This is a genomic window from Ralstonia sp. SA306, from assembly GCF_054792405.1.
Window position 1 is genome coordinate 296,272 of the sequence record NZ_CP096452.1, and the last position, 22,062, is coordinate 318,333.

At 59.0% G+C, this 22,062-nt stretch carries 17 protein-coding genes; 3 read left to right on the forward strand and 14 right to left on the reverse strand.

The window, feature by feature from the left end; translation table 11 throughout:
* Together M1D44_RS17910 and M1D44_RS17915 are read left to right on the forward strand one after the other, a co-directional pair.
* Positions 1 to 717, forward strand: coding sequence for a TetR/AcrR family transcriptional regulator (locus tag M1D44_RS17910; RefSeq protein WP_316853562.1), 717 nt, complete (start codon positions 1 to 3; stop codon positions 715 to 717).
* A gap of 397 nt (positions 718 to 1,114) precedes the next feature.
* Positions 1,115 to 1,504 (forward strand): AbrB/MazE/SpoVT family DNA-binding domain-containing protein, encoded by a 390-nt coding sequence (locus M1D44_RS17915; protein ID WP_439004619.1) that lies wholly within the window; start codon positions 1,115 to 1,117, stop codon positions 1,502 to 1,504.
* Positions 1,505 to 1,848: 344 nt separating this feature from the next.
* Here the strand turns inward: M1D44_RS17915 and M1D44_RS17920 are convergent, their stop codons facing one another.
* The 8 genes from M1D44_RS17920 to M1D44_RS17955 all read right to left on the reverse strand — a co-directional run bounded on the left by M1D44_RS17920 (position 1,849) and on the right by M1D44_RS17955 (position 11,708).
* Positions 1,849 to 2,841, reverse strand: a complete 993-nt coding sequence (locus M1D44_RS17920; RefSeq protein ID WP_439004620.1) for a hypothetical protein — start codon at positions 2,839 to 2,841, stop codon at positions 1,849 to 1,851.
* Between the two features lie 98 nt (positions 2,842 to 2,939).
* Positions 2,940 to 3,467 carry a hypothetical protein gene (locus tag M1D44_RS17925; protein WP_439004621.1) on the reverse strand — a complete coding sequence of 176 codons (528 nt, stop codon included), beginning with the start codon at positions 3,465 to 3,467 and terminating at the stop codon, positions 2,940 to 2,942.
* Between the two features lie 81 nt (positions 3,468 to 3,548).
* Positions 3,549 to 4,946, reverse strand: a complete 1,398-nt coding sequence (cap4, locus tag M1D44_RS17930; protein WP_439004622.1) for a CD-NTase-associated endodeoxyribonuclease Cap4 — start codon at positions 4,944 to 4,946, stop codon at positions 3,549 to 3,551.
* On the reverse strand, positions 4,943 to 5,359 hold the full coding sequence (locus M1D44_RS17935; RefSeq protein ID WP_461241619.1) for a Mov34/MPN/PAD-1 family protein: 417 nt from the start codon (positions 5,357 to 5,359) through the stop codon (positions 4,943 to 4,945). Before M1D44_RS17935 ends, cap4 begins: the two co-directional genes overlap by 4 nt.
* Positions 5,360 to 5,384: 25 nt before the next feature.
* Positions 5,385 to 7,097, reverse strand: a complete 1,713-nt coding sequence (locus M1D44_RS17940; protein WP_461241620.1) for a ThiF family adenylyltransferase — start codon at positions 7,095 to 7,097, stop codon at positions 5,385 to 5,387.
* 29 nt (positions 7,098 to 7,126) lie between these two features.
* Positions 7,127 to 8,131 carry an SMODS domain-containing nucleotidyltransferase gene (locus tag M1D44_RS17945; protein ID WP_439004625.1) on the reverse strand — a complete coding sequence of 335 codons (1,005 nt, stop codon included), beginning with the start codon at positions 8,129 to 8,131 and terminating at the stop codon, positions 7,127 to 7,129.
* An 11-nt stretch (positions 8,132 to 8,142) separates the two neighbouring features.
* Positions 8,143 to 8,502, reverse strand: a complete 360-nt coding sequence (locus M1D44_RS17950) for a hypothetical protein (RefSeq protein ID WP_439004626.1) — start codon at positions 8,500 to 8,502, stop codon at positions 8,143 to 8,145.
* Positions 8,503 to 10,406: 1,904 nt separating this feature from the next.
* The gene (locus M1D44_RS17955; protein WP_439004627.1) at positions 10,407 to 11,708 is read right to left on the reverse strand and encodes a hypothetical protein; all 1,302 of its coding nucleotides are present in this window, start codon (positions 11,706 to 11,708) and stop codon (positions 10,407 to 10,409) included.
* A gap of 1,010 nt (positions 11,709 to 12,718) precedes the next feature.
* Between M1D44_RS17955 and M1D44_RS17960 the strand changes: the two genes are divergently transcribed.
* Positions 12,719 to 13,009: an H-NS histone family protein gene (locus M1D44_RS17960; protein ID WP_439004628.1), complete on the forward strand. Its 291-nt coding sequence runs from the start codon at positions 12,719 to 12,721 to the stop codon at positions 13,007 to 13,009.
* 448 nt (positions 13,010 to 13,457) lie between these two features.
* Here M1D44_RS17960 and M1D44_RS17965 read toward each other — a convergent pair whose 3' ends face one another.
* The 6 genes from M1D44_RS17965 to M1D44_RS17990 all read right to left on the reverse strand — a co-directional run bounded on the left by M1D44_RS17965 (position 13,458) and on the right by M1D44_RS17990 (position 22,061).
* Entirely contained in the window at positions 13,458 to 14,996 is a 1,539-nt protein-coding gene (locus tag M1D44_RS17965; protein WP_439004629.1) for a methyl-accepting chemotaxis protein, read from the reverse strand.
* A 148-nt stretch (positions 14,997 to 15,144) separates the two neighbouring features.
* Entirely contained in the window at positions 15,145 to 16,356 is a 1,212-nt protein-coding gene (locus M1D44_RS17970; protein WP_439004630.1) for a porin, read from the reverse strand.
* 149 nt (positions 16,357 to 16,505) lie between these two features.
* Positions 16,506 to 18,449 carry a CocE/NonD family hydrolase gene (locus tag M1D44_RS17975; RefSeq protein WP_439004631.1) on the reverse strand — a complete coding sequence of 648 codons (1,944 nt, stop codon included), beginning with the start codon at positions 18,447 to 18,449 and terminating at the stop codon, positions 16,506 to 16,508.
* Positions 18,446 to 20,026, reverse strand: coding sequence for an ABC transporter substrate-binding protein (locus M1D44_RS17980; RefSeq protein WP_439004632.1), 1,581 nt, complete (start codon positions 20,024 to 20,026; stop codon positions 18,446 to 18,448). Before M1D44_RS17980 ends, M1D44_RS17975 begins: the two co-directional genes overlap by 4 nt.
* Positions 20,023 to 21,063 (reverse strand): ABC transporter ATP-binding protein, encoded by a 1,041-nt coding sequence (locus M1D44_RS17985; protein ID WP_439004633.1) that lies wholly within the window; start codon positions 21,061 to 21,063, stop codon positions 20,023 to 20,025. The genes M1D44_RS17980 and M1D44_RS17985 overlap by 4 nt, the downstream gene beginning before the upstream one ends.
* Complete coding sequence (locus M1D44_RS17990) at positions 21,060 to 22,061, reverse strand: ABC transporter ATP-binding protein (protein ID WP_439004634.1); 1,002 nt, start codon at positions 22,059 to 22,061, stop codon at positions 21,060 to 21,062. Before M1D44_RS17990 ends, M1D44_RS17985 begins: the two co-directional genes overlap by 4 nt.
* Between the last annotated feature and the right edge of the window lies 1 nt (position 22,062).

Genomic DNA, 22,062 nt, shown 5'->3' on the forward strand with positions numbered 1-22,062 from the left:
ATGGGGCGTATCACACCGAAGCCGCGACACGGCGCACTGATTTCCGGCGACCAGGCAAGCCAGACACGCGAGCGGATCGTGGCTTACGCCTTGAAAGCCTTTAACGAGGTCGGCGTGGCGGGCGTTACAACAACGGGCCTCTGTGCGGGGCTCGGCATGAGCCCCGGCCATTTTTACTACTACTTTCGCGGTAAGGAAGCGGTCGTGCTGCATCTCTTCGGTCGCTTCAAGCGCGATATGCAGGCGCAGCTGTTTGTTCGTCCAGGTGGCCCGTTGTCGGGCGCGTACTTAGCCAAACGCCTTCTCAAGGTTCTCGATTGCGTCTGGGAATATCGTTTTCTTTACCGGGACATGAACGGGCTGATTGCATCAAGCCGGACGCTTGAGCGAGGATTCAAGGAACTGGTTGACCAAAGCGTGCACGCTCTGAGCGGCGCGCTTTGCGTAGACCGATCTGAGCATCAGGGTGGGCCGCGCCTGGCTCAACTGGAAACTGCTTGCCGCTGCGCGGTCATCGTGGCGACGTATTGGCTGTCATTCCAGTTCTTGCAAAACGCCAGGCAATTCAATGACCGGAGCGTCATGACGCGCTCGTTTCACGCGGCACGTGACCAAATATTGGCATTGCTGCGGCCGTTTCTGCCGACAAAGCTGGACGGCGCCTGCGGTGCGGGCTTGAAAGAGGCGCCCTCTATGCTACGTAACGGCATTGCTTGATATGGACGTCATTGCTGACGCATTCTCCATCTCGTCGATTCGTTTCGGTTCGGATACGCCGGACCCGGTAAGGCTCTACGGGTGGCCTCAGCGCCCCGTATCTCGAACCAATCGATCACTGAGGGACTTGATTAGTTCCGGATACACGTAGTTGATTAGTTCCGGATACTGGCTTGCCTAGTGGGTTTGGAGGCCGTGCAATGCCACGTGAGCAATGCTAGAAAACCGACCCCTCACGCTTGCAGCGTGGGAAGAGGGATCATTGATTAGTTTCGGATACAGCGGTTTCTTCGAACACGGAGCAGTACGGTTTCTGCTAAAACCGAGATGAAAGGCGCCGTCCAGCTCGTGGGCCGTGCCCCTTCGCGGACAACATGAACAGCGGAGTGCAAGTGCCATGAAGCCGACTTTCAAGGAACGACAGGAACTCAGGAAGGAGTTCGCCGACGACGTTGACAGGATGCTGCTATGCCTGCAGGAAGCCGGTTTCGAGGCATCCGACGACGACACTGTTCGAGCTTGGTCGGAGTATTCCGACGACAACTGTGCTGGTTGGCTGGCGCTTCCAGAGGACGATGCGCCACTACGTGAGATTCTGCTTAAGCACTTGCTGAGTGCCAAATCACGAGCCGTTTGGCGCGTCATTGGGAGCAAAGCAACCGACGGCGGTGATGATCTTATCGTCCGGCTGCCGTCCGAACTGTTTGAACGGTTGGGTTGGAAGATCGGTGACGAGTTGTCGATTGAAAGGGTTGATCCGGACACTTTGCTGCTGCGGCGAGCGTAGCTCGAGCGTCGTACCGGATCCCGTAGGCACAAGGAAGTATGTACCGCAACAAACTGATCACGCGGAAGTGAATGCGGTCCGCTGCGGCTTCGATTCCGTGTTTGGCGAGTCGTGGCTTGCTAGCCCGCTGACGAGGCGTCGCGGTTCTTGTCAGCATGAGTGGGTTAAATGTTGAGACTGGGGCAATGGTCTCGAACCACTGACCGCGCCCGAGGGCAACTGTAGACGCCTACGTGATCCATCTTGCCGTCAAGAAGACACTATCGAAACTCGGGAGTACCGCTGGCACTAGCGAGCCAGTACTAACTGCTTGGATACCTATCGCAGCAGGCCAGGCGATCGGGTCAGCGGGGGCCCACAAACCTCAACAAGGTTAGGCCGCCAATCAGTCCGCTGGCGGCGCCCATTAACAGCAAGGAGGCCTGCTGTACAACCTGTATGCCTGAGTAGGTTAACACCAGCGAGAGCAACAGGCATGCAGCGATAGCGATGCCGTAACGCTTCCATTGAAAGCGATAGGGATCAAGATCATGAATGGTTCGCTCCACCTGCTCAATATTCTCCCTCTCGTGACGAAGGATCATCTCAAGATCAAGCGTTCTATCTCCTTCCGCTATTGTTACGGAAGATTTGTGCAGCCCGCGCTGATAGATGGCATCCATGACTAGTCTCCTAGACGGAATACCAGATAGGTTGTGCCAGCGCTTCATCTCGACACCGTACGCTCGGAGCATCAAGCAAGAAATGCGAGGCCGACGCAGAACCTGCATGTAGCGCCCGTCGAGGAGTGCGAGCCATTCGTCGCGCTTCTCATCGGGCTCGATGATGATGATGCGCTCCGCAGCTGGATAACTCGCCTCCGAAACCCACGCAGCTATCGCGGGTTGCTCATGAGCTCGCATGAATGCAACTCGATGCTTGCCTTCGTGAGCGGTAAAAATTCCGAGCGGTCTGTGCCAGACATAGAGTGCATTGCTCGTTGAGCCGAAGTCCTGCGCATACAAGGCTATGCGCTCCGCGACTCTATGTGCCGGCACATCCTCAGGGTACCCTTTAATACTCGCGCCTAGAACAAACCGAGGGTCGACGTAGGCTTGAAACGGTTGCCCGTTGCGTCCTTCCCAATCCAGAAAAGGAACTGCTAAGCGCAGCAGCTCATCGCCCCAATAGGCGCAAGTGCCATGGTCCCCCATCCAGTCGTCGAGATATGGCTGGCCGACGTAGCCACGCGCATGCCGATCCATCTCAAGCTTCAGCTTGCACAACGCCGCAGACGCTCGCTCCATTGCCTCGGAAACCTCTAACGCGAGGCACTTCTTATCGCTGTCGTTCGCCATAGATAAGTTGCGTAGAGAACCGGTTAGGCACAGTCCATCAAGTCGAGTTTCTTCCTGTCAGTAAACTTGCAGCGACGGGATGATGCATCGGTCGCAGCCTAATAAATCGATAGCCAGCAATCCTTCGATCGATAGGCCGAACGAAGTTCGCGCAGAAAATTGAGGCGCAGCCTTCTTTCCCTTGAAAGCTTTTTTAGAGCAACTGGAAGCTTGCGCCGGTTCCCTCGACAGAAGAGCAGACTGCGTACCTCTTCGGAGGGAAACACCAGGTGCGATACACGCAGCGATTTTTGGTCACGTAGCGGCGCGGTGACGAACATCCGCCAGGGGTGCATGTCTAGCAGGACTCCTGCCTCGTACGGCGGCGGGAAGTTTGCTCCAACTGATTGTTGCGGATCTCCACGCCATTCAAGCACCAAGATCACGCCGTCATCCTCATGGATATTGCGCCGGTAGCCGCCGCGTGCGTCATAGCAATTCAAGCCATTGTCGGCGTTCCGGGGAAAAGTGGAAGCAGGAACGAATCTACCGCTCCGAATGATGTTTAAGGCTTGCGTCAACCCGGTGTGATGAAAGAGCTGCATTGGCTTGCAAAAACGAATTGTGTTGCGATGTCGAAAAAACATGCTTCGATATTGTCTAGCACGCTGGTCCGGAGATCAGGCTCAGACAACGCTTTACTTGCGGGCCGTAACCGTCTGCCGCTGCTACGTATTCAACAAGACCGTGGGAACATACCTCCCGTCTATCCAATCGTAGAGTTGAATGGTGCCAAGACCGTTTAGACGATGTCCTAGTACCATCGCAAACACTGATGGGGCTTTTACCAAGAGGTGCAGCTTCGATAGCGCATGCTCGGATCGGAACTGAGTCAAGGCGGATTTGGCCTCAGCCACGGCGAGGTTCAATACCGCCATCTCGTCAATGGTCTTGGTGCTCTCCAATACCAGCCTTGGTGAGCGAGTCGGATCTACGGCGGAAATAGAACCGATGTCCGCCCCGACGGGGGTGGGGAAACCGATGCAGACGATACGCTCTTGATGGTCTTCGTGTGGACCTGATAGCGTCACATTGAAGAACGTGCCATCAGAGCGTTTGTGCAGATCCGTGCGGTACTGAAAGCCATTGTGATCAATCACTAGTGTGAACCCGCGCGTCGCGCTGAAGGCATACCCCAGCGCACAGGCCGTAGACATTCGATGCTTACCGTCAAGTGCGACGCCTCTGCGTAGAGTGCTGTCCTTGACGAAGTCCCCGATTGTTGTCGCTGCAGTTGACAGCGCATGCCAATCGACCGCGGAAAGGGTGCCCCGGGCGGGGCCATCGAAGTTGCTGATGTCGAGACCAAGTTCTTGGAACGCCGTCGAACCGTTGGGAAGGTAGACCTTACACGGAGTCGAGGTCCATCTTGTGCTGTCACCGCCGAGCACATCGCAGATGTCTGCTTCGATCGCCCTCCGATATACAGGTCCAGACGACGAGCGCGCGATGTGTGCTTTGCAGTTGTCGCGGAGCCGCCCTACCTGCTTTCCACTCAGATCTGTGTGCGGCAAGTGCTTTTCCAACTCTCCCGAAAACGCGGAGTCAGCGTGCTCGGCGGCGAACGATATGAAGTCAACGCGGTCAAGAGCGAAAGCAGCGAGATCAGCGCGGACTTTCTTTTCCATGCACCAGTCGAGCACCTCCTGCCGCCCGTTCGCCAAGATGACAGAGTCAGGCGGATAAGAGGACCCAACGCCCCGCAGCCGAGAGATCTTTGACAACAAGGGCGCCGTTACAGAGTTGTAGTCCCGGCAGACCAATGCAAAGCGCACGTATTCGCTGGGGGAGGTTTCGAAGACGTTCTTGAACCGCTCGATCTCTTTCCAGAACTCGGACGCGGTGAGCGCGTAGTTTTTTGCTTCGTACATCACCCGATGAATGCCACCAGCCGGCGCGAAGTAGCAAACCTCCACGTCGCCGATGGCTTCGCTCACCACGTGGCTGAACGCGCCTTGCGCTAGCCAAGAGGGCAGGTGTTGCAACACAAACGCATCTTGGTATTCGAAGCCCACGCGCGCAGTCGCACCGCCCGTCGATTCCTTCTCCAGCAGTCCTGCACTCATGCTTGGTTCTCCATATCCAGTTTGGACCGATGCACGCTACCGTCCGGCAAGTAGGTATGGGCGCTGCCTTCCAGTTCACCTCGATTGATGCGAAAAATGAGCAGCACAACAAAGTTGGCTCCGACGGCTGCGTTCGTAGCCAGCTCTCTCATGGTGGTGTGGTCTCGCATACTCGGCTGCACGCTGAACAGCGGGTGGGTGTGCCACTCGCCCAAGTAGTTGAATCGAGTGAAGTCGTTGCCGTTGATACGGCAGAATTCCTTGATTGCCTTCAACGCACCAGTCACACTCCGCACGAAAGATGCGATGGCCCCAGGTTTCTGTACTGTCACCGCTCTCACGACAAAGTGATTCACGCCAACGTGTTCCCCCATCAGCACGCCACCGCACTCTCGATCGCCTGCTTTGCTCATGGCGTGATGCAACTCGGCCTGCACGTCAATAGGAACTGTTATCCGCAGCACCGCCGGGTGTCTCCATAGCCTTAGTGAGCTCGGCCAGGTCTGCCGCCTCATCTGCTGTTAGCTGCTGGGACTCGGGGACCGGTTGAAGAGCTCCCGAAGAGTCAATCGGAATCGTGTCGAACGGGCACCGAAACTCCCAGTACTTTCGAAATCCCATGAGGTAAGCCGCTACGGGATAGGCGGTCACTTCATTGGCACACTGGATGTCCAATGCAAACTGCGTCATCGCTGCTGCTAGTGCCATCACATCCGCATCGGATGCGACATATGTCCTGCCCTCGGCCTCGAGGCCGTAGTCTTTGGCTGAGCCTTCTGGAACTGGCGCCATGGTTCCCATGACACCGTGGATATGCGATCGAACACTCAGCGGGTCAGCATCCAATCCTGGCCTACTGCGGGCCATCAAGGCACCCCCACCCCCGCCGAATATCTCGCCCCAGACCATGGGGAGTTTGCAGCGCTTAGCAATTGCTGCGAGTGTCACAAACGCCCGAGGGTCGGCGGTAGCATCGACCAGCATGTTGCATGTGGCCAAATCCGATGCCAGTTGCGATAGAAGTTGCGGATTCTCCTGACCTGCAACCCGGAAGTTGCGGGTCGCGACGTCGACACCAACTGCGATTCGCTTCAACTCACGTTCGGTCGCTTCGACCTTCGAGAAGCCAACGTCGAACCAGTTGAGCTCGTTGCGCACCAAGTTATCCGGGGCCAAGACGTCATCGTCAACCAGGAGGAAGCGTCGCACGCCGGCACGGGCCAGTGACACCGCAATCTTGCTGCCCAGCGACCCCAGACCAACAACGGCAACGCTCAGGTCAGCGAGCCTGCCGTACGCCTCGGGAAGTCTCTCGACTGCATCGCTGGCGAGATCCACGGGCGTATATTTGATAAGGGTAGGCTCGTCCCCGCCTGTCAAAACGAACGCACGCATCTCGCCCGTGGTGTCGTGCAGGAGCAGCGGCCGAAGTTGATCGCTCAGGGGCGTGCTCCAGGGCCACGCTGGCCCCAGGATCGTTTTCAACGAGTTGAGGTCTTTGACCTGTCTAACTTCTTCGATAGATGTCACCGGCACAACCCAACCAGACCACTCGAAGCGCTCGGCGGCGAAAGCTTGTGGTACGTCGGGGATGGGCTTGGGGGGAGAACCAAAGGCAGTCGGCACAGCGACAGCGCCCTCACGGCAGTACGTTATGACGACCTTTAGCTGCTGCGGCTCACCAGGCGGGGAGCCTGCAAGTGCATGTCGCATGCCTTGCGTGACGAGGAGTCGACGGTCTACTCCTCGTAGGTCTTGCCCCCGCGTTGAGGTATGGCGCGATGGTGGAGCGCCATACCTCGGTTGAAGTATTGCCATTACTTCGCCCCACAGGAGAGTGTTGGCACTGCGCACCAGATCGACGCCGGTAATATCAGTGTGCCAGTTGTCGGGGCCGTATTGCAGGCAGAGTACGCCGGAGCCCCCATATTGATGTCGGCTCCAGTGTTCCCCCGCCTTCTGAGGTCGAATGAAGGCAGGTACGTCTGGGAACATATCCGGGTACACCAGCGTGCCATTGAAACTGCCGACGGCCAACTGCAAATTGAAGTTAGCGCACAGTTCGCCGGCGACGGTTTTACCCCAGCCGTGCAAGGTAAACCCGGGCGTGGAGCGACCATGGTCAGTCAGCAGGCGCTGCTCGCGCGCCATGCGTTTGGGTTGGTCCTGGAGTAGCGCCATCAGGCGAAGCCCGCTGGTTTGTTAGGGTAGACCGGAGTGGGCGGGAAGCTCAGCCCAACCCCCGCGGCAGGGCGCAGCAACGAATTGGCTAGACCCGTGGCCGATTTCTTTGCAGCGGATGCTGGGAAGCGCGCTCCAAGCACTTGGCGCCATAGTTTCAGCGCTGCGTCGTCGTCAGCCTGGTCCTTTGCTTGGCGAGCAAGGGACGCTTGCTCTTTGACCTTGTCGTAGAACGTCTTGAACTCTTCTGCAGTGACAGCCGAGAAGACGTTGTTGCCTGGTACGCCTGGGTCCTCAAGGTGCGGCACGGCACCCAAAATGGCGTAGTAACCGTAGGAGTCGCGAATGGCCTCCAAGAGCGTGACAAACAGTGACTCGTAGCTCGTGTCAGTGCAGCTCATGTGCTTTTCGACCAAGCATTCCAGAATGAAGCCCTTGGGGCGTTTCAGGTCAGCAAGATGCACACGTCGCCACCACTTGAACAGCTTCACGAGGGGCTTGAAGCGCCCATCTGCTCGCGCGTTAGCGTCGACCGTCCATTGCGTATGCGCTGGTGGGTTAGTGGGTAGCCATGTCTTCAGATGAATGTCCGGAATGAGGTAGGCGTCGCCGTCCTCGATCACCGGCACAACGTCCATGTCCACGGCAGTCAGCTTTACGTTGATCGATCGCCGATTGACCGTCAGGTTCGTGTAGCCCGCATCTCGCAACGCGTTGTATACCGCGTCCAACACAACCTGCGGTTCGTCGTCTTCGGTGTGGTCCGTGACAGCAATGATGTCGACATCGGGTCGTTGAAGTTCGCCGCCAACAGTTGTTGGGCGGATTGCTGTGTCGCGTTTATAGGAGCCAGAGAGGAAGGTTTCGACATGGACGTCGCCGAACTCTTCGTGCTCTGCCAAAGCTGTGCGTAGCGTATTGTGTGCACTCGAGCATGCTGCAACGGTTGAGGACGATGGCTCAATGTCTTTGAGCATGTCGAGAAACTGCTGCTGGGTCGTCATGCTTCGCCTCCTTAGACTTGGCGAATTGCATGCGGACCGTCCTTGCGGAAAAGTCCGTTGTCCGACACAAGGCTTCGGCTTGCGCTTATTTCATCCAGAACCCATGCCGCCTCTTCGTACCGCACAACCAAAACTTGTGGGGCGGTTGTGCGGGGCACTGCACGCTGCGTGACGTCAACTACCAAATCACGCAGGACAAGGACGTGGAACGCAGAGAACCCCATGTATGTGGCATCGAGGAGCCAGTGTGCTCGCAGATCATCTCCCACAATGCAGCGATAAAACTCGATCCGTGCAAGCGCTTCGTGGAGGCGCTCGTAGTCTTCACGAGAGCCATCGTGAATCGTCACGCGTACTAGAAATTTGCCCATGAATCTACTCTTCTGTTCGAAATGAAGTTCAAAAGTCACAGAGCGAACGCAGGGTGCACGTCACATAGAAAGTGCTGGAATTTCCTGCGATCGAAACGTAGAATCGAGCTTGAAGAGTGCAGTGCATCAAAAAGGTGATGGCGAAAGAAACCCTTCCCAGAAGGGAATAAAGTTCGCGAGAAGGCGTCGATTGTTGACGCAATCAACACCTTCTACTGCTGCTTCAAGCTGTGCCTCGGGCCCAAGCAGCGCGTCCTTGTCTAGGGGAGTGTGCACTGCTTGGGCCTTCTCTTTTTCACTGGCGGCACCGGTATCGGCGATTACCGGGCGCCATGCGCAGGTAACTTCATCTGCTACCTCCAGTACAGTCGCGACCCCTAGATGCAGGGTGTCAGGGCAGGGTTGCCACTAAGTATAGTGGATCAATCGACCTTGACCAGACTTGACAGAAGGCGGCAACGCCCCTTTTTTTACACCGAGTGATAGGCGTTAAACCCCGCGAATCCATAATTCACAAGGGTTTTTCCTAAGTAATCAGGTGTTAATTGTTATTAACTCTGTTATTAAAATAAAAATTTCTATCAGTTTTGTTTTCCGATAGCCAATCATGTTGTCGCGAAGATGATAGTTTGCTGCTATGCAGCATAAACCCCGGCGCCGCTAGGCGATCATGGTGATGGGAGTGGGTGCACGCTCGCCGGCAGGGGCAGGGGCAGGGGCAGGGGCAGGGGCAGGGGCAGGGGCAGGGGCCAAGCCAAAAAACAGCAATGACGACACTCGACGGGCAAGGCCGGTCCGCCAGTCTCTTAACTGTGGTTGTCATTCGCCGGCGGCTGATAGTGCGATAGCTCCCATGGAGCTTTGCCATGCCACTTGCGGTAGACGCCCCTCAACCGCTCCTGGCGGTAGCCATCGAAGTCATGCTGGTACATGCAACCACACCAATCCACAAGTCCCGATTCTCTTGAACTCTTTGTAGCTTCTGCTCTGAAGCAGGAGCCTCCGTGTTGCAATTTGCGGCAACGGGTGAAGTCAGTGTGGGCGCATACTCGATCCGAGACAGAGCGACTTGCAGAACAGCAACGGCCGTCGGGTGCGGGGCGGCCATCGGGCGCTCAAAGTAACGTAACAGGCGAAGTAGTAGAGCTTCTGAGCGAAGCCACATGTCAAGTCTTACGTCTTCAAATCCGTTGGAAAGCGCCGCCGTGCAATCTCTTATCAGAGCTGCCATCCTGAGCTTGCGGGTCTCAGACACATAGCCTCGCTCGTGCAACGTTTTAGCCGTTGTATCCAATGCACTGTGACAGGACGTGCCCTGCAGGAGCTCTAGGCACGTCTCGGCGAGGCTTAGACTATTGCGCTTCCGCCCCCGATTGGCGGCTGCGAGGAACATCAGCTCGCTAGCGCTGCAATTCGCAACGAGTCTCAATTGACATTGATGTACTGGGCACCTTGTCAGGAACGGGATGCAATGCAGAGTGAGGGAGCAACGCCTACCAGTAAGCTCGCGATTCAATCTCGAACATTCCGGGCATTCCAATCCGTAGCGATTCCCGACCTGTAAATGGATTGGTGGTAAGGGGCAACTCACTCGACAGCGCTTGCCATTACAAACTTGCTCTGCAAGCGTTGCAGCCGAAGAGGCAGAGAGGCAACCCGCATAGAACGGGAAAAGAGTGCGCTCAGCTAAAACTTGGGCCGCCTCGCCATAGCACCGGTTGGTCAAGTCACAGAACAACTGCAGTCGACAGGGTGCTGTTTGTAGAAGAGGTGCCCCGCGTAGCAACACTTGGCTACGAAGTTGCCGCACTCCGGAATCTGTTGTGGTGGCAGCCAGTGTCATGAGAAGGCTGAATGGCGTCTCGAGGGCGGCGGCGGTATACAGGGTTCGGAGCATAGGGTGCCTACCTAGGAGCCAACAGTGGCGCGGGGTGCGTTGACGCCAACTGCCGAACACCGAGCCAGTCACCGTATCGAACTAGACTAGATCCCCGGTACTGACCCCCCATTCCGATCTGCCGAATTGCGTTGATATCGCCTTCGTGCAGAGCGAGCGCTTTCTTGCCGTACGTATGGAATGTGTCGGCGTTGAGCTTTTTTACGTCGAGTGACAAGAGTTGCAGCGAGATGCTGCTTAGCGCCGTTGCAAGGAGGCCGGGATACCCAAACGTCAAGTCGTAAGCGGCGGCAGGCAGCCATTCAGGCATCGTGGCAATGCCGGCGACCCGGAGCGTGGCATCGAACTGAGCTTTGCAAACCGCCTTCCAGTGGTCTTCCTCAGCCCGTCCCGAGCGTGTGATCTCGAATAGGCCCTGCGGTGCCAAGGCTCCGGCGACACTTGGGAGCTGAGATAAGCCACATATCACGGCTCCCGGGGTTGCAAGGCATAACACAGGGATGCCCGTGGTTCGCGTGAATTGAGCAAGTGCTTCCCACGTTGCGTGGGCGGCTTTGCCGGTGGAGGTTTCGGTGCCAATTCCCTCGACGATAAGCAAACCAAGGTTAGACACTACGCCGAGCGCGGTGACCACTGCCACAGCGTCGGTGTCCCGAAACTGCGGGCTTCGAATACGGTTGGCATATGCTGTATTGAGAACTGTGTCGAATGCGCCTAAGAATCCCTGCGCAAACCCCGACAACTTACCTTCGATTGGCCACTGCATGCGCAGGGATCGAAGTTGAGCGTACTCGCAAAAGCCGTTGTTCGTTTGCAAGCGATTCATTACGCAGCCCCGCCCCACAACTGATTCGACGATATCGGCAAGGCGGCGTCGCCCCATGCGAACCGGCGCGGCAACTGCTATGCCGCGCGGACGTGCTCGCGGTCCCAGCCCAAATCGAGACGGGGGTGTGGCGCTATTTCTTGTTGGTCGATCATGCAAGAAGAGGTTTGCCGCAATGGTGTGGTCCCGATAGTCGGGCATGCGTAGATCCCTATCCATATAGGAGGCACGCACTTGAGCAACAACGGCGCTCACAATGCCCGCAGAGTTGGCGCTAGGAACGTAGATGTTGGATGCTTGGCGCATGATGGTCTCTTCGCGCGAGGAGCGGCTGTAGCTGCTTGTGGCTTTTTGATCCATGAGCCGCATGGCCTGAGATAGCTTTGGGACCGCTGGCATGTTGTCCAGCAGAGGGTTGCCCGGGGCCACCAAGCCATCTGAACCACCAACATCTAGATTTGCCAGCGAGGATGTTCCTTTCATGCCAGAGCCTTATTTAAGGTGACTGTCCGTGATTGGCCTGTTGAGTGGATTTGTGCGCGCTTTTTTATTGCATACGCAACGTTGCCTGCGACCGTGTCTGGGCAGGAATCCCTGTCGTACCAAGGCTTCAGCAGAGTGCGCCGACGACTGCTTAAATCGTCGAGGCGAGTATATGTTCAGAAAAAAATAAAAAGCGTGACTCAGAGTCTCATTTTCAAAATGAGACAAATAAAGTCCCGAACGGTGTACTAAACTCATATCATTGGAGCTGCGACACCCATATCCGAAAAATGGGCACATGTGCCTAATGTTTGCAAATGTATGTTCCAATAATCGGACGTCGATATGCTTATCAAGACATTGATTTATATGAGTTTATTTCCCCGCGTGAAATTAAAGGTGTCGTGCCGTGCGTAATCTATTGGGTGCCATCAAAACGCGCAGTTCGGCGACGGCGAAACGGGGGCGAAGGCGTTTTCGCGTCGCCGTCAGTGAGCTCTCTACGTACCTTGCTGCTCCGCCGGTAAGAATTTCCGGAACATCGGTGTGGGTGTTCGGCAAGCCGAGCGCCGCAGTACTTCGGTGGGTCCGGGCGGGCGGCACCGAGTTCAGGATTCGGATGCAGCGAGGGGAGTCTTTTGTCGTTCTCGGTCTGGAGCAAGTCGCCGCTCTATTCGCTGGGGCGCCTTCGCAACAAGTCGCGGGCAAGCTACTTGCGCGGCTGCCATTACTTCCACTGTCGATGTTTAGGCCAGCCAGAAGGGAGGTTCGCATCCGATGCGTTCCTCGCGTCCCGAAGTGAACAGCAGGTGGAGCGGCTGGAATGGAAAACTCAGCTTCTGGACGGTACTAATTCCGCTGTAAGGTCACTCGCGCCGAAGATAAGTCAAAGTTAGCGGAAATTTTCTGCCGAGGAATGGGATGGCATAGTAGTCCGCGCTCAGCATCTTCTTGGCTTCAGGATGCAATCCGCTATGATTCGATTTCAAAAACCCTCATGAGGATCGGTCATGGCGACATACAAAGAGTTGTTGGCTCAGAAGGCAAAGTTGGAAGAGCAGCTCGAGAGCGCGCGTGTCAAGGAGCTCCAGACTGTGATTGAACAAGTCCGTCAGGTCGTGGCTGAGTATGGACTGACCGCAGAGGATCTCGGTCTTGCTTCTCGACGCGGTCGGGTTGCAGCGAAGAAGGCAACCGTTGCACCGAAGTATCGCGATCCGAAGACGGGCGCTACTTGGTCGGGACGCGGTCGCGCTCCAGCATGGATCGGCAAGAATCGGGATAGGTTCTTGATTGCCTGACCTCGCGACTAGCAACTTGTCAACGAAGTGGCCGAACAGTGTGGGTTGGTGCTGAGATGCATTGACCTACCCCTCGGATATAGCCTGACCCCTGAAAGGGGCACGATCATTGATAGCGCGCCAACCACGCAACCGTGAGAGGATCGCTTTGATCCAAGCCACCTTTCATAGTCTTGTGATGGCGTGCAAATCAGATTAGTGACATGTGATGCCTTTTTGCACCGGCACGCCCTTGCATACACTGGACACTGGCTTGCTGAGTGGATCGTTCTCGGTCGAGAACTGGATTGGGGCCACGTTCAATGTGGCAAGCAGCCTTTGAAGCTGCAATATCAAGAAGGGTACGACCACGAGCGTTAATTCGTCTCTATCTGCTCGAAGCCGTGTCGTTGATAAACGCGACACGGCAGCGAGCGTGAACCGAATTTGAACGCTCAAGCTGCCTGTCTCAGACGCAGCTTGGCCAACATTGATGCTGGACGCCAGCCTGCTCATGCAGCGCCTCGGCCGCCGCTGCGGCTTCCTCTCCCAACGCGGCATTGCGTTGAGTGACTTCATCCAACCGGCTGATCGCGCGATGGATCTCTTCAATGTCGCCTGTCTGTTCCGTCCATGCCGCCGACATCGCGGCATTCGTCTTTGCGACATGGGTCATTGCTTCGGAAATGCCCCGCATAGCGCGCCCGACGACATCCATGTGCTTTGCACCCAACTGCGCGGTGGCAGTCGAGTGGTGGGTCAGCTTGCGGATGTCCTTGGCTGCTTCCGACGCGCGTTGCGCGAGGCTGCGGACTTCGCCGGCGACGACAGCAAAGCCTCGCCCGGCCCCGCCAGCCCTGGCGGCTTCAATCGCCGCGTTCAAGGCAAGGATATTGGTCTGGAATGCAATGTCGTCGATGAGCGTTGTGATATCCGATATTTTTCCCGCGCAGTCGATGATTTCCTGCACGGTGGCGAGCATCTGCGCTGTGGCGGTGTCTCCCTCGGCAACGGCTTTTGCCGCGCCGCCAGCCAGGTTGACCGCTTCCTGTGCGTGGCCTGCGTTCTGACGGTTCAACGCGGCCAGCGCTTCCATCGTGCTGGCGGTTTCTTCCAGGGATGCAGCCTGTTCCTCTGTCCGCACAGAAAGATCGCTATTACCTTTGGCAATCTGCGCTGCAGCCGAAATGATCGAATCGCTCGACGCATGTATGCCGCGTGCAACGCTGGCGAGCTGAGCGTCCATTTGTGCCAGGGCCTGCAGTAGCTCGCTAAACTCGTCGTCTGTGGTGGCGACGATGTCGTTCTCAAGGTAGCCGTCGGCAATGCGACGAGCCACCGCAATGCAGGCATCGAGCGGCCGGGAAATCGCACGAACCAGCGAGATGCCGATCAGCAAGGCGGTTAGAAGCGCAAGCGCGACGCCGACGGCGCACATCCGCATCATGCTTCGAGAGGTGTTTGCACCCGCTTCCGCTGTCTGCCGCACATGCTCGGTCTTGACCGTCGCGATGCGATCTACGCCTGAGTAAATCACCTGACTAGCACCTGCAAGTGCATCGAGCAGTTGGCGGGAGCGCTCGATATCCCCTTTCTCGAGCGCCTCACTTGCCTTGACGGACAGGGGGATGAACTCGCTGATTGCAGCGTCGACGCGTCGAGCGATATCGCGCTCCTCCGCCGATACGGCCTGCGCAGGAAAGTAGCGCTGCCATGCCGCCGTTAGCGCTTTTCCGGTCTCGGCCAACCGTGAAATCATCGCTGTCTTCTCGCCGGCATTCGGCAGCCCTGGCATGCGCATGAGCCCCAGACGGATGCGGAGTGCGGAGCTTTCGACCACGGCCAGATCGGCGATGGGTGCCGTGTCTTCCACGTACATGTTGCGCATGTCGCTGCTCAGGACCCACATCCCTCGCGCCCCGATCAAACCGACGATCACGATCAGGATTGCGCACGACCCAAGTGCGATGACGATTCTGGAGCGGATGTTTCGAGAAGCCATTTTCATGGAAGCGCTGACAAGGCGTTCGCGGGCATTGGATGCGGGCTGTGCAGCCCGATCGGAATGCTTGTTCTTAGGGAAACCTCTCGCTGCGAGGTCACAGGCCGACGTGCTGATGGGCGGCGCAATGCATCGCCTGGCCGCCCGCTTGAGGTTAGAACGTGTGGCGAATCCCTGCCGTTACCGCAGTCTGCGTTGCATTGCGACCCGGTGCGCCGCCGATGATGCCGGGGTTATACATGTTCGACGCACGAAGGTTGGCTACGTACGCGTACAGGTCGGTACGTTTGGACAGGAAGTAGTCAACGCCAGCATTGAACTGCGTGAGTCGGCCCTGTGCCCCGGCACCCACGAATGCGTAGCGCGACTGCAGCACTGCGCCGATCAGTTCCAGGTTCGGCAGCACCCAGTAGTTCACCCCCAGGTCGAAGACATTGGTGGCGTTGTTGTTGGAACCCGCGGCGGAAAATGCGCCGGAACTGGCCGCACTCGTCAACGTGGTGGCAAACGGCGCGGCCGTACCTGCAAAGCGGGCCAGCGGTTGCAGCGTGCGAGACCACGAGAAGTAGACGCGTGTCTTGTCGAATCGATAGCTTGTGCCCACCATCCACGTACGGACACAGACGTTTCCTGCGTTACCGAATGCGGGGTTGCATCCGGCTGCTGACGCGGCCCCTGCGTCGCTGGAAGTGTTTGTTGCTGCCGTACCCGTTCCCAGGCCCGATTGCCAGTAGCCGAAACCCAAGCCGAATCCGCCGGCGGTGTAGTTCGCCCCAAAACCAAACGACTGCCCGGCGGCCATCGAGCCGGCGGTCTCGCCGAACGCGTAGGTCACGTTGGCCGTGAATCCACCCCAGTTAGGGGTGTCGTAACGCACCGAATTGTTCGAACGATTGCCGCCGACGCGGTCGAGGTTGTTGTCGTGCACGCCATTGATGAACGTGCCGAAGTTGTAGACGCTCGCATACCACGTGGCGATCTCATCAATGTAGTCTTTGCGGCGACCCAGTTGGACTGTGCCGAAGTTGCCCGACAGCCCGACGACCGACGTGCGTCCGAGCGGCAGTCCGCCCTGGGTGGACGCGCCGTTGTCCAGCGTGATACCGCCCTCCAGAATGAATATGGCCTTCATGCCGCCGCCCAGGTCCTCTGTGCCGCGCATGCCCCAGCGGGATTGCTGCAGGTTGCCGCTGTCCACACCGATGCGGGCGCCTGTGCCGTTTGTGCCGGCGACCTTGCTGGCATAGGTCACACCGCTGTCCAGCAAGCCGTACAGCGTGACGCTGGATTGTGCGCGGGCGCCTGTGGTGCAAAGGCCAAGTCCGCTGGCCACTAGAAGTGCCGTCCGAATGGTTCGATAGTGCATGGTGATTGCTCCCCTTTTTGTGTCGTACATCCCATTGAAAAATCGGTTGATCGCAAGCGACCTGTCAGCGTGAAGACAAAGCGTCTCCCTGGGTGCTTCGCCTGGCGAAGCGCCCCATAAATCGGCAAAACGGAAATGTGAAAGGCGCGCTAGTTCGTCGCGGCTTGTGTTGTGGGGGGCGGTCTCAAGCTGACGAGCGACGCGTTTGGAACAATCGGCAATACGACGTGCGACGCAAAGTCCGCCCCCACATGGACTGTGTTGAGCGCGATGCGGGGCGCACGTGCGAGCGCAGGCGGCTCGCCGCTATTCGGGTTGACGTCGAAATGCGGGAAGTTGCTGCTCGAGATGTCGAGCCGGATGCGGTGCCCTTGCTTGAACAGATTGGCCGTCGCAAATGGCTCGATCGTGATTGAGAAAATGCGGTGCCGTTCCAGCATTTCCGGTTCGGACCACGACCGGTGGAAGCGGCAGCGGAAGATGCCGTCGGTGATGTTCATCGCATAGCCCTGCGGATAGTCGTCATTGGGCGGGCAGACATCGATCAGCTTGGCGGTGAAGTCTGTATCCGGTGCATCGGAGGCGACCCAGAGCTTCACCTCGATCGGCCCGATGACGGCAACGTCTTCTTCCAGGACCGGGGTCTGGAATACCAGTACGTCGGGCCGTGCGGCCAGCGGCATGCCGGTGTCGTCTGCACCAAAAAACCGTGCTGTCTCCCGTTGATCGAACGCGCCGCCCTCGAATACCGGCGCACCCGATGTGAGTGCGCCACCGATGGTCGGCACGGGGTTCGACGGGTCGAAGGCGTATGAAATGACGGCGCCGGTTTCTGCGGGTCGCTCGGTCGACAGCGTGCCGTCTGCGTGGCAGTAGTACGGCGTGCGCTGCGTTTGCGGCAATGGCCACTGAGGCGATTCGATCCAGCGGCCGCCGTGTTGCATGCGTCCCTGGGTGTTGCGCCTGCCACTACCCCCACCCATAAGAAAGATGCGCACCACCGGGTCCGCCAGGTCCACCGTGGTGGCTGGCGACTGCGGCTTCAACCACCGATCGAACCAGCGCGCACGGAAGGCGAGCCAATCGCTGTCGATCTGTCCTTCGATCACCGCCGAGGGGCCGAAGTCCACGTCGCCGCTGAAAGGCGTGTTGCGATCTCCGTGCAGCCACGGCCCCATGATCAGGTACGCCGGCGCCGCAGGCGTGTCGGACAGCGCGGCGAAGTTGTCCAGCGTGCTGCGGACATAGGCGTCGTACCAGCTCGACATCATCACGGTCGGCACGCGCGTCATCGTGTCGTAATAGCCTTGCGCGTAGATACCTGACTGCTTCCAGTAGTCGTCGAAGGCATCCTTGGTCCACTGCTCGAACAGATAGGCTTCGTATTCCGGTACGGCGGCGAGTGGCGAATGCCCCGGACGCCACGGCATGCGGCCAAACCATTCGCGCAGGTCCTGCGCATCGAGTGCGGCAGCCACGACGGGACTGCGCAATGCGGGCCCGCTCGTATGTGCACGATTGAATGCCCAAGTGGCTTGCTTCAACTCGAACGCGCCGCCCTGGCGGATGCCGCAGTGATAGCCATTCGAGAAGCCGCCGGAATCCATCACCATGCAGGCGAGTCCCGGCGGGTTCAGGCAGGCGGCGGCCAACTGGGTGTGCGCCGCGTATGAGAGCCCCATGGTGCCGATCTTGCCGTTCGACCACGGTTGCTGTGTCATCCAGGCCATCGCGTCGAAGCCGTCTTCCCCTTCGGAGATGTATTTGGTGAAGACGCCTTCGGAGTCGTAGCGGCCCCGGCAGTCTTGCATCACGACCGCGTAACCGCGCGCTGCGAAGTAGCGGGCGATGTCGGCCCGGTTTGCAGGCGGACGGCCGTGATGCACTTCGGAACGCGAGACTTCCCGTTTGCCATAGGGCGTACGTTCGAGAATGATGGGCAGCGGAGCATCGGTGCCGATGTGGTAACCGTCCGGCAGGTACACGTCGGTCGCAAGGCGCACACCGTCGCGCATCGCCACCATCACGTTGCCGAGTGTCGGAGTGGCTTCCGACGCTGCTGTGCAGGCGCCGGAATTGGAGGGTTCTTTCATGGTCGTTGGAGTTCGGTGAAGAGCAGGGAGGTACGTTCCATCTTGTTCGGCCGAAACACCACGCCGTTGCGGGTGGCCCAGTAGTTGATGGGGAAGTAGAGCGGCACGATGGCGACGTCCTGGAAGCCCGCATAGGCGGCTTCCCGCAGCAGCCGGTCGCGCTGCTGGGCATCGAAGCTCTGCGCAGCCTGCGCAAGGAGTCTGTCGACCACCGGGTTCGAGTAACGCGTGCGGTTGAAAGCACCCGTACCCAAGTCCCGGTCATAGCTCGCGATGACATTGGTGAGGCCGTTGGCCGAGTCGCTCGTGCTATTGCCGAAACTGAAGATGAATGCGCTGTAGCTGCGTTTGGCCGCGGCGCCCGCATAGACGTTGTAGGGCTGTGTCACGACGTTCCTGATCGTGATGCCGCCACGCGCAAGCATTGAGCCGAGCGCCTGCCCGAGGTCGCTGTCGCCGGCAAAGCGGTCATTGGACGAATGCAAAGTCAACCCGAATCCGCCGGGGTAGCCTGCCTGAGCGAGCAGCTTGCGTGCACCCGCCGGATCGTAGCGTTGCGGGTGCAGGCGCGGGTCGTAACCGCCGAGGCCTTCGGGCACGAGCTGACCGGCGGGCATGCCGGCACCAGGCAGCAGATGCTGTGTGATGGCCCCGCGGTCAATCATCATCGAGATGGCCAGTCGCACGCGCCTGTCGCGCAATGGGTTCGAGGCGATCGGGTCGCCATGCGCGTCGCTGATGAAGGGCGAGTTCTCCCGCGACGAATCGAGCGCCAGATAGATGAGGCGTGCCGATGCCGACGATACAAGTGTGACGCCAGGTGCGCGGCGCAGCCGGTCCAGTGTGATGGGCGGCACGTTGTCGATCAGGTCCACCGCACCCGAGAGCAACAACGACAGCCGAGACGCATCGTTTGAGACATAGCGGATCGTGCAGGTGTCGAACGGTGGTCGCGCACCCCAGTAGAAGTCGTTGCGTATCAACTCCACGCGATCGCCGGGAATCCAGCGCTTCAAGCGGTACGGGCCCGTACCGACTGCGACGGCCGGTGAGCTGTAGTCGCTGCTTGAATGGCCGGTTGCCGCATGTTGCGACACGATGTAGACCATGCCGACCTGCTCGACGAGTGCCGGTGATGGTGTGACCGTGCGGATGCGCACGGTGAGCGGTGTCGGCGTCTCAATGCGCACGATGTTGGCCACCGCGCCGCTGAACGGCGCGGGGCTGTTCGGCACATTGCGAGCACGCTGCAGCGAGAAGGCGACGTCTGCCGAGGTGAACGGCGAACCGTCCTGGAACCGGACGCCTGGGCGTAGCGCGAACTCCCACGTCATGGGGTCGATTGCCCGCCACGACACCGCCAGGCCGGGATGGATCTGCAGGTTGTCGTCCTGCGAAACCAGCCGCTCGAAGACGTTCTCTGCCGATTGGATGTTGTTGGCTGTGCGCGAGAACAGCGGATCCATAGACGACGGCTCGGACGTGACGGCCATCGTGAGCGTGCGGGCCTGCGCCGCATTGCCGCCGAGTGCAGTCAAGCACGCCCATGTGCACAGCAGGAAAGCGATTCGCTTCATTGCGCCTCCTGCACCAAGTGACAGGCCGTCAGATGCGCCTTGCCGGTCGCGCGCAGTACCGGACGTTCCACCCGGCAGCGCGGCATGGCATGCGGGCAGCGCGGATGGAAGTGACACCCCTCCGGCGGCGAAAGCGGTGAGGGAATCTCGCCCTTGATCGATTCAAAACGCCGTTTGCGGTTCGACAGGCGCGGCACCTGATCGAGCAGCGCGATGGTGTACGGATGCTCCGGGTTCCCAAACAGCGTTTCCGTCGGTGCCGTCTCCACGATGCGGCCGAGGTACATGACAGCGACGCGGTCGCTGATGTGTTCGACGACACCAAGATCGTGGCTGATGAACAGATAGGTCAGCCCCAAGTCCTTCCGCAGTTGCATGAAGAGGTTGATGATCTGCGCTTGAATCGAAACATCGAGGGCGGCGATCGACTCGTCGCAGATCAGAAAATCGGGCTTGACCGCGAGCGCCCGGCCAATGCCGATGCGCTGCCGCTGACCACCGGAGAACTGGTGTGGAAAGCGCTGACGAAAGTCCGGATTGAGGCCGACGCGCTGCATCACTTCCACGACGTAGTCGTCGAGATGCCGGCGTGCAACGATGCCGTGCACGAGCGGTGCTTCGCCAATGATGTCGCGCACGCGCTTGCGCGGGTTCAGCGACGACAGTGGGTCCTGGAACACCATCTGTGTCGCGAGCCGGTGAAGCATTGGCTGGTTTGTCGACGGTGTCGAATCGGCTTCATACGTCTGAATCCGTCCTTCGGACGGCGGCACGATGCCGGCCAGCATGCGACCGAGCGTCGACTTCCCACAGCCGGACTCGCCCACCAGGCCGACGACTTCGCCGCGGCGGATGGTCAGGCTCACCTGATCCACGGCATGCACGGTTTGTTCCGAGACCTTCGCGCCCAACCAACCGGCTATCTTCTCGGCGTAATTGAGGCGACGGACGAATCGGCGTGAAACATGTTCGGCGACGATCAGCGGCGCGGCCTGGGGGGCGTCCATGAGGAGGGCGTCCATGCGGGGCGCGTTCATGCTTGGGCTCCTGCGCGCGGGTTATGCGGATGAACGCTGCGCGGATGGAAGCAGCGGAACGCGTGGGTCTCGCTGCCTTGCACAGTGGGTTCCTGGGTCAGGCAGATGTCGGTGGCATGGCGGCACCGGGGCGCGAAGGCGCAGCCTGCGGGCAGTTTCAGCGCGGACGGTGCGATGCCGGGAATCTGATGCAATGGCTCGCCGCGCCGTACGTTTTCCGGCACCGAGCCGAGCAGCCCGATCGTGTAAGGGTGGCGCGCGCGCGTGAGAATCGTGTCGATGTCGCCCGTCTCGACCACGCGGCCTGCGTACATCACGCAGATGCGGTCAGCCAGTCCCGCCACGACGGCCAGATCGTGGCTCACCCACACCATCGCGGTATTGGAGCGTGCGCAGAGTTTCTGCATCTCAGCCAGGATCTGCGCCTGGATCGTTACGTCGAGCGCCGTGGTGGGTTCGTCGGCGATGATCAGCTCCGGCTCATGCAGCATGGCAATGGCAATGGCCACGCGCTGCCGCATGCCCCCCGACAACTGATGTGGGTAGACCGACAGCCGCTCATCAGGCGAGGGGATGCCCACCGCCGTGAGCGCATGGCGGGCGCGTTCGCGCGCCGCTGCCCGTGACACGTTGGCGTGTGCACGTACCGCTTCGATCATCTGGGTGTCGATACGCAGTACCGGATTCAGGGTCATCATCGGATCCTGAAAGATCATGGCGATCCGGTTGCCCCGTAGTTGACGTAGAGCTTCGGGGGTGAGCTGGGTCAGGTCGGTGCCCTTGAACAGCACGCGCCCGCCGACGATGCGGCCCGGCGCATCGATCAGTCCCAGGATCGAGAACCCGGTGATTGATTTGCCGGAACCGGATTCGCCGACCAGGCCGACGATCTCGCCGGGGCGGATGTCGAAGCTGACGTCGTCGACCGCTTTGGCGACACCGGCATCGGTAAAGAAGTGCGTGCGTAGATGCTGCACGGACAGGGTTGGCGTAAGCATG

What these genes read in the sequence shown, in the direction of transcription:
- M1D44_RS17960 (WP_439004628.1), top strand. Translation starts at nt 12,719, where the DNA reads ATGGCGACATACAAAGAGTTGTTGGCTCAGAAGGCAAAGTTGGAAGAG.
- M1D44_RS17955 (WP_439004627.1), bottom strand. Translation starts at nt 11,708, where the DNA reads ATGAAAGGAACATCCTCGCTGGCAAATCTAGATGTTGGTGGTTCAGAT.
- M1D44_RS17950 (WP_439004626.1), bottom strand. Translation starts at nt 8,502, where the DNA reads ATGGGCAAATTTCTAGTACGCGTGACGATTCACGATGGCTCTCGTGAA.
- M1D44_RS17965 (WP_439004629.1), bottom strand. Translation starts at nt 14,996, where the DNA reads ATGAAAATGGCTTCTCGAAACATCCGCTCCAGAATCGTCATCGCACTT.
- M1D44_RS17985 (WP_439004633.1), bottom strand. Translation starts at nt 21,063, where the DNA reads ATGAACGCGCCCCGCATGGACGCCCTCCTCATGGACGCCCCCCAGGCC.
- cap4 (WP_439004622.1), bottom strand. Translation starts at nt 4,946, where the DNA reads ATGAGTGCAGGACTGCTGGAGAAGGAATCGACGGGCGGTGCGACTGCG.
- M1D44_RS17940 (WP_461241620.1), bottom strand. Translation starts at nt 7,097, where the DNA reads ATGGCGCGCGAGCAGCGCCTGCTGACTGACCATGGTCGCTCCACGCCC.
- M1D44_RS17980 (WP_439004632.1), bottom strand. Translation starts at nt 20,026, where the DNA reads ATGAAGCGAATCGCTTTCCTGCTGTGCACATGGGCGTGCTTGACTGCA.
- M1D44_RS17990 (WP_439004634.1), bottom strand. Translation starts at nt 22,061, where the DNA reads ATGCTTACGCCAACCCTGTCCGTGCAGCATCTACGCACGCACTTCTTT.
- M1D44_RS17970 (WP_439004630.1), bottom strand. Translation starts at nt 16,356, where the DNA reads ATGCACTATCGAACCATTCGGACGGCACTTCTAGTGGCCAGCGGACTT.
- M1D44_RS17915 (WP_439004619.1), top strand. Translation starts at nt 1,115, where the DNA reads ATGAAGCCGACTTTCAAGGAACGACAGGAACTCAGGAAGGAGTTCGCC.
- M1D44_RS17910 (WP_316853562.1), top strand. Translation starts at nt 1, where the DNA reads ATGGGGCGTATCACACCGAAGCCGCGACACGGCGCACTGATTTCCGGC.
- M1D44_RS17975 (WP_439004631.1), bottom strand. Translation starts at nt 18,449, where the DNA reads ATGAAAGAACCCTCCAATTCCGGCGCCTGCACAGCAGCGTCGGAAGCC.
- M1D44_RS17945 (WP_439004625.1), bottom strand. Translation starts at nt 8,131, where the DNA reads ATGACGACCCAGCAGCAGTTTCTCGACATGCTCAAAGACATTGAGCCA.
- M1D44_RS17920 (WP_439004620.1), bottom strand. Translation starts at nt 2,841, where the DNA reads ATGGCGAACGACAGCGATAAGAAGTGCCTCGCGTTAGAGGTTTCCGAG.
- M1D44_RS17935 (WP_461241619.1), bottom strand. Translation starts at nt 5,359, where the DNA reads ATGAGCAAAGCAGGCGATCGAGAGTGCGGTGGCGTGCTGATGGGGGAA.
- M1D44_RS17925 (WP_439004621.1), bottom strand. Translation starts at nt 3,467, where the DNA reads ATGTTTTTTCGACATCGCAACACAATTCGTTTTTGCAAGCCAATGCAG.